Origin of the sequence: Acidovorax sp. PRC11 (assembly GCF_031844105.1) — a bacterium.
Classification (GTDB): Bacteria; Pseudomonadota; Gammaproteobacteria; order Burkholderiales; family Burkholderiaceae_C; genus Paracidovorax.
On record NZ_JAUZUQ010000013.1, the window covers coordinates 101539 to 113873 of the forward strand.

A 12335-nucleotide genomic window follows, 5' to 3' on the forward strand; every position below is an offset into this window, starting at 1 on the left:
GTGGTGAAAGTGCGCGCAGTGTCGACAAGAGGGCGTCAGGAATTCGTTAAGAGCCGCTGACGGCGCCCTCCGGCATGGATTTTCTTCTGCGGACGGCGCCGGTCAGCGCTCCAGCACCCGGCCCGGCCGCTGCCCCGTCGGCTGCCGGCCGTCCCAGACCTGCCGGCCGTTCACCCATACGCCCTCGATGCCGAGGCTCGCCTGCACGGGACGGTCGAAGGTCGCCACGTCCTGCACCCGCGCCGCATCGAACACCACGAGGTCGGCGTTCCAGCCCGCGCGCAGCAGGCCGCGGTCGGCGAGGCCGTAGTTCTCCGCGGCCAGGCCCGTCATTTTATGGATGGCCGCCTCCAGCGTCAGCAGGCCCTGGTCGCGCACCAGCCGCGAGAGCACGCGCGTGAAGGTGCCCCACTGGCGCGGGTGCGGATGCGGATCGAAGGGCAGGCCATCGGAGCCGACCATGGTGCGCGGGTGCGCCAGGATGCGCTCCACGTCGCGCTCGTCCATCAGGAAATAGATCGCGCCCGCGGGCGCGAGCCGCTGCAGCATCGCCTCGTCGTCCAGGCCCCATTCGCGCTGCAGGTCCGCATAGTCGCGCCCCTGTGCGGAGGGGGCGCCCTTCGACCAGGCGATGAGCGTGCGGCGCGCGAGCCGCACGCGGTCCAGGCGCAGCATGGTGGAGGTGGCGGGATACGGGTGGCAATCGAGGCACACGGGCTGCAGTGCGGCCGCGCGGTCGATGCGCGCGAGCGTCTGCACCGAGCGGCCGTGGTTGCGCTCGCCGGCCAGCTTGTGGTGTGAGAACACGACGCGGGCGCCCAGGGCGCGGCCGATGTCCAGGGCTTCCTCGATCGCTTCGTCGATGCGGTCGGATTCGTCGCGCAGGTGGGTGGCATAGACCATGCCGGCACGGCCGCGCATGGCCTCGCCGATGTCGATGATCTCCTGCGTGGTGGCGTGCTGCGCGGGCGGGTAGAAGGTGCCGGTGGACAGGCCGAAGGCACCCGCCTCCAGCGCTTCCTCCAGCAGCCGGGCCATGCGTCCGCATTCCTCCGCCGTCGCGGTGCGCTGCAGGTCGTCCATCGCGCTCACGCGCAGGCTGGCGTGGCCCACCAGGGGGATCACGTTGACCGCCGCGGGCGCATCGCGCAGCGCCTGCATCCATGCATGGAAGCCGGGGTAGCGGAACAGATCGGGCGGGCCCAGCAGGTCGAGTGGCTGGGGCAGGGCGCGGCCCGGCGGCACGGGCGCGAGGCTGATGCCGCAGTTGCCGGTGACCACCGTGGTCACGCCCTGCGAGACCTTGGGCACCATGTCGGGGTGGGCCAGCAGGTAGCCGTCGTCGTGGGTGTGCGAGTCGATGAAGCCCGGCGCGATCACCTTCCCGGCGATGTCGATCACCGCATGGGGGCCATCGACCCCGGTGCCTGGCTCCAGCACGGCGGCGATCGTCTCGCCGTCGACCAGCAGGTCGGCGGGCCGCGGCGCCGCGCCGCTGCCGTCGATCAGCAGGCCGCCGCGCAGCAGCAGGCGCGTGGGGGCGGCGGGCGAGGAAGAGGATGCGGATCCGGCCATCAGTCCAGCTTCTCGATGTTGTTGCGCTCGATCAGCTCGCCCCAGCGCCTCGTCTCGCGGTCGATGGTGCGCTGGAAGTCGGCGGGCGTGCCGCCAGCCGGCACCGCCCCGAGCTTGGCCAGGCCGTCGCGCACGGCCGGCGTGGCCAGCGCGGCGTTGATCGCGGCGTTCAGCTTGGCGACGATCTCGGGCGGCGTGCCGTGCGGCGCCACCACGCCGCCCCAGGCCACCGTCTCGTAGCCCTTCACGCCGGACTCGTCCAGCGTGGGCACGGTGGGCATGAGCGCGATGCGCTTCGCGCTGCTCACCGCCAGGGCGCGCACCTTGCCGGCGGCCACGAGCGGGCCCACTTCGGAGGAGTTGGCGAACAGGTAGTCGATGCGCCCGCCCATCAGGTCCTGCAGCGCGGCCGGGCCGCCGTTGTAGGGCACGAAGAGCACGTCGATGGCCGCCATGCTGCGGAACAGCTCGCCGCCCATGTGTCCGGTGGTGCCCACGCCGGGTGCGCCGAACGACAGCTGGCCCGGTGCCTTGCGCGCCGCGGCGATCAGGCCGGCCACGTTTTGGATCGGGGAATCCTTGGGCACGATCAGCACGTTGTAGAGGTCGAACGCATGGGCCACCGGCACCAGGTCGCGGTCCACGTCGTAGGGCAGCTTTTTGAACAGCGTGCGGTTCACGGCCAGCGTGTTCACGTTGCCGTAGCCGATGGTGTAGCCATCCGCCGGCCGGCTCTTGATCTGCAGGATGCCGATGTTGCCGGCGGCGCCGGGCCGGTTATCGACGACCACCGGCACGCCGAGCGACTTCGCAAGCTCGTTGGTCACGAGCCGCGACAGCACGTCGGGCGAGCCGCCGGCGGCCGAGGGCACGACGAAGGTGATGGGTTTTTCGGGCCATGCGGCCTGCGCGGGCAGGGAGGCCGCCGACAGGCAGGCGGCCGAGGCCAGCAGGGCGAGGGAGCGGGACAGCATGCGGTGGATCATGTTGGGCTTTCTCAAGGAGGCGGGAGGGGGGCTCGGCGTTTTCGCGGGCTCAGGGCAGCGGATCGCCCGCGCCGGTGCGCTCGACGATCAGGCGGTAGTGCTCGGGGCGGCGGTGCTTGGCGAAGTTGAAGACGTGCTCGCGGAAGTGCTCGCCGAGCGACAGGTCGGCGCGCACGCAGATCACCTCGTCCTCTTCGCTGGTGGTGCGCGCGACGATCTCGCCGCTGGGCGCGACGATCACCGAGCTGCCGATCATGTGGTGCCCGTCCTCGGCGCCGCACTTGGCCGCGGCCGCCACCCAGATGCCGTTCTGGTAGGCATTGGCCTGCAGCGAGATCAGGTGCGTGGTGGTGCGCAGGTGGGCCGGCTCGTCCCAGTGGATGTTGACCGAGGGCGTGTTGTAGCCCAGCACCACCACTTCGGCGCCCTGCAGCGCCATCACGCGGTAGGTCTCGGGCCAGCGGCGGTCGTTGCACAGGCACATGCCCATGCGCACGCCGTCGGTGTCGAACGCGCGGAAGCCCAGGTCGCCGACCTCGAAGAATTTCTTCTCCAGGTGCTGGAAGGGCGCCTCGGGCTTGTGGTCCGCATGGCCGGGCAGGTGGATCTTGCGGTAGCGGCCGCGGATGGCGCCGTCCTGCCCCACGATCACCGCCGCATTGAAGCCGCGGCCTTCCGAGGTCAGTTCCGCATAACCGAGGTAGAAGCCCACGCCGAGCTCGCGCGCCGCGTCGAACAGCGGCTGCGTCTCGGGACCCGGCAGGCTGCGCTCGAAGAAGCGCTCGTGCGCCTCCGACTCCGGCATCCAGTAGCGCGGAAAGAACGTGGTCAGGGCCAGCTCGGGAAACACCACGAACCGCGCGCCGCGGCCGTGCGCCTCGCGCAGCATCGCGACCAACCGCGCGACCACCGAGGGCCGGCGGTCGGCCAGGTGGACGGGGCCCATCTGGGCGACGGCCAGATCGAGGAACCGGCGTTCGGTAGCGGGGCGCGATGTCATGGAAACCTTCTTCTCTTCGATGCAGCGGGGTGCGATGCGATCGATTATTCGAAGCGGCGTCTGGTGCGTCGAATGACGCTTTGTCGCGCGGGTTTAACCACGTGTTAAGCCTTCGCCTGCTTGCGGTGCACGCGGGCCGGCCATGCACCGGCAGGGGGCGGGAACGCGGGCTGCATGCCGGCGTGGTGCGTCCCGGCCCGCCCGCCGCGCGCGGTGGAGGCGCTTCAGCCGGCCGCGGCGCCGTCCTCGAACGGCAGCGCCAGCCCGCACTGCAGCAGCACGCTGTGCAGCGCGTGCAGCAGCGCATGGGCGGCCGGGGAGAGCGGAGCGTTCTGCAGATGCACCAGGTCGGCCACGATGGGCTGCGCGCCCCGCACCGGGATCACCTTGAAGCGCGACTCCAGCCAGCCCTGCAGCGAATACTCGTCCACCAGCGCGGCGCCCGCGCCCGCATGCACCAGCGCGCAGGCGTAGTGGGGCGAGGTGACCTCCACGTGGAAGCGCGGCGCCGCATCGCAGTCCGCGAACATCTGGTCGATGCGCAGCCCGAGCGGCGAGCCGTGCGGATAGCCGATGAGTGCGTGGGGCAGCAGCTCCTCGGTGCCGACTTCCTCGTACGCGGCCAGCGGATGGCTGCGCGGGCAGATGCACAGCAGCCGCGCGGCGGCGAGCGGACGGGCGACGAGGTTCGGGTGATCGACCGGGAAGGTGGAGATGCCCAGGTCGGCCCGCTGCTGCAGGATGCGCTCCTTCAGCGCTTCGTGATTCAGGCAGTGGAAGTGGACCTGCAGGTCCGGCAGCGTCGTCCGCAGCTGGGCGATCGCCAGCGGCACGATCATCTGTCCGAGGCTCGGGCTCGACAGGATGCTCACGAAACCCCGGGCCCGCGCCGCCAGCTCGCGCGTCAGGCTGCCGATGCGCTGCACACCGCCGTGCACCTGCTCGACTTCCAGGTACAGCCGCCGGGCCTCCGCCGTGGGGTGCAGGCGGCCCTTGATGCGCTCGAACAGCGCGAAGCCGAGCCGGCTCTCGGTGTGCGACAGCAGCCGGCTGATCGCGGGCACGGACACGTGGAGCAGGCGCGCCGCCCCGCTGACGGACCCGGTCACCATCACGGCCCGGAAGGCTTCGATCTGTCGCAGATTCATGGGCCCGATTCTGCGGCGTCCAGGCCGGGGCAGCACGGTTTCGCCTGGCATCCCCCGTGCTTGCCCTATGCTTTCCGCGCGGGCGGCCCCACGGCCCGTCCGCGGACCACAGCCACTTTCCCACGATGATCGAACACCACCACTGGCACCCCGTCGCCGCCGCCTGCGACCTGGGTGCCGCGCCGCTCGCGGCGCACCTGCTCGGGCAGCCGCTCGCCCTCTGGCGCGACGATGGCGGCCGCGCCCATGCCTTCGCCGACCGCTGCCCGCACCGCGGCGCGCGCCTGTCGCTCGGCCGCGTGGAGGGCGGCCGGCTCGAATGCCCCTACCACGGCTGGCAATTCGAAGGCGCGGGGCGCTGCGTCCACGTGCCGGCGCTGCCGCAGTTCCAGCCGCCGGCGGGGCACCGCGCGGGGGCCTTCGGCGTGCAGGAGGCGCACGGCCTGGTCTGGGTGCGGCTCGCCTCCAGGCCGGAGGGCGAAGGTGCCGATGCCGATGCCGGGCTCCCGCTGCCCGCCTTCGCCGCCGAAGGCGACGCGCGCCTGCGCAAGCTCGTCTGCGGCCCCTACGACGTGGCGGCCAGCGCGCCGCGCATCGTCGAGAATTTCCTCGACATGTCGCACTTCGGCTTCGTGCACGAAGGCTGGCTGGGCGCGCGCGGCGCGGCGGCGATCGACGACTACCGCGTGGAGCCCACGCCCACGGGGCTGCTCGCCACCGGCTGCAAGGCCTGGCAGCCGCAGTCCAACCTGCACTCCACGGCTCCCGCGCAGGTCGAGTACACCTACGAAGTGACCGGGCCCTACGCGGCGGTGCTCACCAAGCTGCCCGAGGCCGGCACCACGGCGGTGGAAGGCTGGCGCGAATCCATCGCGCTCTACATCTGTCCCGTCACGCCCGAGTCGAGCCGTGTGTGGTTCCGGCTGGCGGTGGCGGACTTCGACGCGCCCGACCAGAAGCTGCGCGACTTCCAGCACACCATCTTCACGCAGGACCAGCCGGTGCTGGAGTCGCAGGAGCCCAAGCGCCTGCCGCTGGACCTGCGGGCCGAGCTGCACACGGCCGCGGACAAGGCCTCGTCCGCCTACCGCCGCCACCTGAAGGCGCTCGGCATCACCTTCGGCACCTGCTGACGCAGCGGCCGCGCGGGCCTCTGCGCGGGCGGCCGCGGCAATAGCGGAGGGCGGCGACATGTTTTTACGGCCGGGCCGGCGCGGCCGTGGGCACAATGGAACCTGCGCCGGCGCGGCCTCTCCACTCAGGATGCCGCTCCCGTCCGCGGCCCGCGCCGGCCTTGTCGCCCAGGCAGCCGCCCGCCGCATCCGCCCCCGCATGCCATGACAGACCATCCCCTCGACGCCCCCTCGCTCGCGCTGATCGACGCCTGTTCCGAGGCCTCGCTCGCGCTGCTCGAGCGCAACCTCACGCCCCACGGCATCCTGGCCGCCAGCCACACCGCGGCGGCCGTGGCGCGGCGCTACACGCGGATCTTCGGGCGCGACGCCGCGATCTGCGTGATGGCGATGTGCGGCAGCGGCGTGCCGGCGCTGGAAGACGGCGCCGTCGCCAGCCTGGACGCGCTCGCCGCGCAGCAGGCGCCCAACGGGCAGATCCCCAAATACGTCGATCCCGAAGGCCGGGACGCCGACTTCTGGTACCTGGGCTGCATCGACGCCACGCTCTGGTGGCTGATCGCGGTGGACCACGTGCAGCGCCACGGGCAGGTGCCCGCGGGCCGCTGGAGCGACGCCGTGGAGCGCGCGATCGGCTGGCTGCTCGCGCAGGAGCACCAGCACTTCCGGCTGCTGCAGCAGAACGAGGCCAGCGACTGGGCGGACATCATGCCGCGCTCGGGCTACGTGCTCTACACGAATGCGCTGTGGTTCGACGTCAAGCGCCGCTACGGGCTCTGCCACATGGACGAGACCCACCACCACTTCAACCACCTCTTCAACCCGTTCCAGCGCGACCTGCCCGCCTACCACCGCGCCCGGCTGCTGCAGCACTACGCGCGCCGCGGCCGCCGCGACCCGGGCCTCTACCTGAGCTTCGTCAACCTGGCCGTGGTGGGCGACGAAGGCGACGTGTTCGGCAACCTGCTGGCCATCCAGGCCGGCATCGCCGACGAGGCCATGGCGCACAGCATCGTGAACACCGTAGGCGCCGCGCACGCCGGCAGCTCGCTGCCCGTGCGCGTGGTGCTGCATCCGCTCTCGCACGAGCACGACCTGTGGCGCGCCTACATGGGCCGGCACCGCCAGAACCTCATGCACCAGTACCACAACGGGGGCATCTGGCCCTTCGTGGGCGGCTTCTGGGTGATGGCGCTCGCGCGCACGGGGCTGCAGGCGGCCGGCTGGTCCGAACTCGCCCGGCTGGCGCACGCCAACGCGCTGGACGACTGGCGGTTCACCGAGTGGTTCCACGGCCGCACGCTGGTGCCGATGGGCATGGCGGGACAGAGCTGGAACGCGGCCACGTTCATCCTGGCGCGGCGCGCGCTGCAGGGCGAAGACTCGGCCTGGTAGTCGCGGGGTTTCGCGTCGGGCAGGGCGCGGGGGGCGGCGCGGCCTTATGCTGTGCCCTGCGCGCGACCGGCGCCCGCTTACCGTCCCACGAGGCTCCCCCATGACCACCGATTCACTGACTGCCGCACCCTGGCGCCCCGCCGACATTCCCGCCGGGCGACTGCCCGACCTGCTGCGCGCCATGCCCAAGGCCGAGCTGCACATGCACATCGAGGGCTCGCTCGAACCCGAGCTGATCTTCGCGCTCGCGCAGCGCAACGGCGTGCAGCTGCCGTATGCGAGCGTCGAGGAACTGCGCAGCGCCTACGCCTTCACCAACCTGCAGAGCTTCCTCGACATCTACTACGCCGGCGCGAGCGTGCTGCTGCACGAGCAGGATTTCTACGACATGGCCTGGGCCTACCTGCAGCGCGCGGCCGAGGACCACATCGTGCACACCGAGATGTTCTTCGATCCGCAGACGCACACCGCGCGCGGCGTGGGCATCGACGTGGTGATCCAGGGCCTGCACCGCGCCTGCGAGGATGCCCGCACGCAGCTGGGCGTGAGCGCCTCGCTGATCCTGTGCTTCCTGCGGCACCTGAGCGAGGAAGAGGCTTTCGAGACGCTGGAGCAGGCGCTGCCGTACCGCGACCGCTTCATCGGCGTGGGCCTGGATTCGAGCGAGGTGGGCCATCCGCCCGAGAAATTCGCCCGCGTGTTCGCGCGCTGCCGCGAACTGGGCCTGCACCGGGTCGCGCATGCGGGCGAGGAAGGCCCGCCGGCCTACATCTGGGGGGCGCTCGACGTGCTGCACGCCGAGCGCATCGACCACGGCGTGCAGGCCGTGCACGACGCGGACCTGATGCGCCGGCTCGCGCAGGACCGCGTGGCGCTCACCGTCTGCCCGCTGTCCAACGAGAAGCTGTGCGTGTTCCCGGACCTGGCGGACCACAACATCCAGGTGCTGCTCGACGCGGGCCTCGCCGCCACGGTGAATTCCGATGATCCCGCGTATTTCGGCGGCTACCTGAACACCAATTTCGTGCGCCTGTTCGCCGCGGTGCCCACGCTCACGGCCGCGCACGCCTACCAGCTCGCGTCCAACAGCATCGCGGCCAGCTTCGCGCCCGAGGCCGACCGGCAGCGCTGGGAGGGGCAGCTGCGGGAGTGCTTCGAACGCTTCGCCGCGCCGACCTGAGCCTGGGCCGCCCGTGGCGGGAGCCCCGAGGCCATCGCGGATTTCGCTGCGGGCCGCGGGCTGGCGCACAATCGGAGCACACCGTCCGGCCGTTCCCCGGCCCTCCGCCGCGGAGCGCTCCGGCACCCGGCCTCCGGGTGCCCGCCGTCCCTTGCCCTGGAAGCATCCACCGTGTCCACTCCCCGCATTCCCCTTCTGGCCCTCAACACGCTGTCGCCGCAGCACCAGGCGCAGATCGCCGCCGTCTACGACCTGCACTACGCGCCCACGCCCAACGACCGCACGCAGGCGATCGCCACCCAGGGCGGCCGCTTCCGGGCGGTGCTGACCATCGGCTCCACCGGGCTCACCGCCCAGGAGATGCAGGCCATGCCCGCGCTGGAACTCGTCTGCGCGCTCGGCGCGGGCTACGAGAACATCGCGCTCGACGCGGCCCGGGCGCGCGGCATCGCCGTGGCCAACGGCGCCGGCACCAACGACGACTGCGTAGCCGACCATGCCTTCGGCCTGCTCATCGCCATCGTGCGCGGGCTGCGTCCGCTCGACCGGCTCTGCCGCGAAGGCGTCTGGCGCGATGCCATCGGCCTGCCGCCGAACGTCTCCGGCAAGCGGCTGGGCATCTTCGGGCTCGGCACCATCGGCCAGAAGATCGCGCGCCGCGCCGCCGGCTTCGACATGCAGATCGGCTACCACAACCGCAAGCCGAAGGACGGCGTGCCGCACCAGTACTTCGGCAGCCTGCGCGAGCTCGCCGAGTGGTGCGACGTGCTGGTGTGCGCCACGCCGGGCGGCCCGGCCACGCGGCATGCGGTGAACGCCGACATCCTCGATGCGATCGGCCCGCTGGGCTATCTGGTGAACATCGCGCGCGGCAGCGTGGTCGATACCGAGGCGCTGGCCGACGCGCTGCGTGGCCACCGCATCGCTGGCGCGGGCCTGGACGTGTACGAGAGCGAGCCGCATCCGCCCGAGGCGCTCGTCGGGCTCGACAACGTCGTGCTCACGCCCCATGTGGCAGGCTGGTCGCCCGAGGCCGTGCAGGCCAGCGTGGACCGGTTCATGGCCAACGCGCAAGGGCATTTCGCCGGGCGCGGCGTGGTGTCGCCGGTGTGATGCCAAGAGTGGCTGACACGGCCCAGCGAAGCGGTTTTGGCTAGGCGCCGTATGATGAGTACGACAAGATGCGGCAACGACGCCAGAAGGGTCGTGTTAGCCGCTCTAAAGGCCCCGCCAGGGCGGAGGAAGGCACGGCACGGCTAGAATCCCGCCGCGTATCCGCCCCTGCGGACGAAAGGCTGCTGTCCCGGCAGCCTTTTCTTTTTCCAGTTCCGGGACCATGTAGAGGACCACCATGTACAAAAACCTCGCTGCCGCGCTCGCGGCCGCCTGTCTGTTCCTGTCGCCCGCCGCCTTCGCGCAGCAATCCGCCGCACCCGCCGCGCCTGCCAAGGTCCCTCCCGTGAAGGCCGGCTTCGTCTACGTGTCGCCGATCACCGAGGCGGGCTGGACGCGCCAGCACGAGGAAGGGCGCCGCGCCGTCGAAAAGGCCCTGGGGCCGCAGGTGCGCACCACCTTCGTCGAGAACGTGGCCGAGGGCGCGGACGCCGAGCGCGTGATCCGCGACCTCGCCGCCACCGGCCACCAGATCATCTTCACGCCCAGCTTCGGCTACATGGAGCCCACGCTGCGCGTGGCGCGCGACTTCCCCGACGTGAAGTTCGAATCGATCACCGGCTACAAGACCGCGCCCAACGTGGCCACCGCCAACGCGCGCTACTACGAGGGCCGCTACCTCGCGGGCGTGGCCGCGGGCCGCATGACGCGCTCGCACGTCGCGGGCTTCGTGGCCGGCTTTCCCATTCCCGAGGTGCTCCAGGGCATCAACGCCTTCACGCTCGGCATGCGCTCGGTCGACCCGAAGGCCACCGTGAAGGTGGTCTGGCTCGACGTCTGGTTCGATCCGCCCAAGGAGCGCGACGCGGCCATGGCGCTCTTCAACGAGGGCGTGGACGTGGTGGCCTTCCACACCGGCTCCACCGCGGTGATAGCCGCGGCCCAGGAGCGCGGGCGCCTGGCCATCGGCTACCACTCGGACATGCGCGGCGTCGGCCCGGATGCGCAGATCCTTGCCGTCACGCACCAGTGGGGCGCCTATTACACCGAGCGCGTGCGCGCCGTGCGCGACGGCCGCTGGACGAGCGGCAACGTCTGGGGCGGCGTGCGCGAGGGCATGGTGCGCGTGGAAGGCTTCGGCAGCCGCGTGCCGCCCGCCGTGCAGAAGGAAGTGCTCGCGCGCCAGGACGACATCGCCCGCGGGCGCCTGCATCCCTTCGCGGCCGGCGCCGTGCCCGTGCGCGACAACACCGGCCGCGAGGTGATCGCGCCCGGCCGCACGCTGACCGACGGGCAGATCCTGCGCATGGATTGGCTCGTGGACGGCGTGCAGCGCCAGGCGCGCTAGGGCGGACTGGACCGCCCAGGCCCTTCCGCGTCGTCCGCCCACGTGCCCATCCATCCCCTCCATTCCCCTGCCCGACCATGCGCCCCCGAGGGGCCGCCATGTCATCATTCCCGCATGCCCACGCCGATCCTGCCCCCGACCCCCGACACCGCCACCCACGGCTGGCGCGCCGCGCTGCTGCGCTTCGACGCCGAAGGCCGCCCGATCTACGACCAGGACGGCCTGCTCGCCGTCGGTTCCGGTGCGGACGGCGTGCAGCGCGTGGTCGCCGCGGGCGACTGGCGCACGCTCTCGCCGCGGTTCCCCGGCCTGCCGGTCACCCACTGCCCCGGCCGGATCATCGCGCCCGGCTTCGTGGACATGCACGTGCACTTCCCGCAGACCGACGTCATCGGCTCGCCAGCGGAAGGGCTGCTGCCCTGGCTGGAGAACTACACCTTCCCGCACGAGTCGCGCTTTGCCGACCCGGAATACGCGCGCGGCGTCGCCACCGTGTTCGTCGACGAGCTGCTGCGCAACGGCGTCACCACGGCGCTCACTTTCGCCACCTCGCACCCCGCGTCGGTCGATGCGCTGATGGAGGAAGCCGCGGCCCGCGGCCTGCGCCTCATCGCCGGCAAGGTGCTGCAGGACCGCAATTCCCCCGACGGCGTGCGCGACGACACCACCCGCTCGCTCGCCGACACCGAAGACCTGATCCGCCGCTGGCACGGCCGCGGGCGGCTGGGCTATGCGATCACGCCGCGCTTCGCCCCCAGCTGCAGCGAGGCCCAGCTGCGCGGCGCGGGGGAGCTGGCGGCCCGCCATCCCGACGTGTGGATCCAGTCGCACGTGGCCGAGAACCGCGACGAGATCCGCTGGGCGCTGGAGCTGTTCCCCCAGGCCCGCAGCTACCTCGCGGTGTACGACGGCTTCGGCCTGATGCGCGAGCGCGCCGTGTATGCCCACTGCATCCATTTCGACGACGAGGACCGCGCCCTGATGCGGGACACCGGCACCGTCGCGGCCGTGAGCCCGACCAGCAACCTGTTCCTCGGCAGCGGCTTCTTCGACTACGCCGGCGCCGACCGTGTGGGCTTCCGCTACGGCCTCGCGAGCGACGTGGGCGGGGGCACCAGCTTCAGCCCCTTCCACACCATGCTCGCCGCCTACTACGTGGGGCGCGAGGGGCAGGCCAAGCCGGGGCTCTCGTTGCCGCCCGGCCAGCTCTGGTGGCAGCACACGGCCGGCGCGGCGCGCGCGCTGGGGCTCGACGGCGTGATCGGCAACCTGCAGCCGGGCTGCGAGGCGGATTTCGTCGTGCTGAACCCCGCCGCCACCCCGCTGCTCGCGCGCAAGACGGCGCAGGCCGCCAGCCTGGACGAACTGCTGTTCGCGATGATCGTGATGGGCGACGACCGGCTCGTCGAGCGCGCCGTGATCGCGGCGTCCCGTTGAGCTGGCGGAGCCCGTGCAGC

At 71.7% G+C, this 12335-nt stretch carries 10 protein-coding genes; 6 read left to right on the forward strand and 4 right to left on the reverse strand.

Annotated elements, in window-relative coordinates; genetic code table 11:
* Positions 1-102: 102 nt before the first annotated feature.
* From Q9R47_RS15830 to Q9R47_RS15845, 4 genes are all read right to left on the reverse strand, one after another.
* On the reverse strand, positions 103-1575 hold the full coding sequence (locus tag Q9R47_RS15830) for a D-aminoacylase (protein ID WP_311234156.1): 1473 nt from the start codon (positions 1573-1575) through the stop codon (positions 103-105).
* The gene (locus tag Q9R47_RS15835) at positions 1575-2561 is read right to left on the reverse strand and encodes a tripartite tricarboxylate transporter substrate binding protein (RefSeq protein ID WP_311234157.1); all 987 of its coding nucleotides are present in this window, start codon (positions 2559-2561) and stop codon (positions 1575-1577) included. Before Q9R47_RS15835 ends, Q9R47_RS15830 begins: the two co-directional genes overlap by 1 nt.
* A gap of 49 nt (positions 2562-2610) precedes the next feature.
* The gene (locus Q9R47_RS15840) at positions 2611-3561 is read right to left on the reverse strand and encodes an N-carbamoyl-D-amino-acid hydrolase (protein ID WP_311234158.1); all 951 of its coding nucleotides are present in this window, start codon (positions 3559-3561) and stop codon (positions 2611-2613) included.
* A gap of 224 nt (positions 3562-3785) precedes the next feature.
* Positions 3786-4709 (reverse strand): LysR family transcriptional regulator, encoded by a 924-nt coding sequence (locus Q9R47_RS15845; protein ID WP_311234159.1) that lies wholly within the window; start codon positions 4707-4709, stop codon positions 3786-3788.
* A 125-nt stretch (positions 4710-4834) separates the two neighbouring features.
* On the opposite strand from Q9R47_RS15845, the gene Q9R47_RS15850 reads away from it, so the two are divergent.
* From Q9R47_RS15850 to guaD, 6 genes are all read left to right on the forward strand, one after another.
* On the forward strand, positions 4835-5842 hold the full coding sequence (locus Q9R47_RS15850) for an aromatic ring-hydroxylating dioxygenase subunit alpha (protein ID WP_311234160.1): 1008 nt from the start codon (positions 4835-4837) through the stop codon (positions 5840-5842).
* Between the two features lie 204 nt (positions 5843-6046).
* On the forward strand, positions 6047-7237 hold the full coding sequence (locus Q9R47_RS15855) for a glycoside hydrolase 100 family protein (RefSeq protein WP_311234161.1): 1191 nt from the start codon (positions 6047-6049) through the stop codon (positions 7235-7237).
* A gap of 100 nt (positions 7238-7337) precedes the next feature.
* On the forward strand, positions 7338-8417 hold the full coding sequence (locus Q9R47_RS15860; protein WP_311234162.1) for an adenosine deaminase: 1080 nt from the start codon (positions 7338-7340) through the stop codon (positions 8415-8417).
* Between the two features lie 171 nt (positions 8418-8588).
* Positions 8589-9530 (forward strand): 2-hydroxyacid dehydrogenase, encoded by a 942-nt coding sequence (locus tag Q9R47_RS15865; protein WP_311234163.1) that lies wholly within the window; start codon positions 8589-8591, stop codon positions 9528-9530.
* Positions 9531-9768: 238 nt separating this feature from the next.
* Complete coding sequence (locus Q9R47_RS15870) at positions 9769-10878, forward strand: BMP family ABC transporter substrate-binding protein (protein WP_311234164.1); 1110 nt, start codon at positions 9769-9771, stop codon at positions 10876-10878.
* A gap of 114 nt (positions 10879-10992) precedes the next feature.
* Positions 10993-12315, forward strand: coding sequence for a guanine deaminase (gene guaD, locus Q9R47_RS15875; RefSeq protein WP_311234165.1), 1323 nt, complete (start codon positions 10993-10995; stop codon positions 12313-12315).
* The last annotated feature ends 20 nt before the right edge of the window (positions 12316-12335 follow it).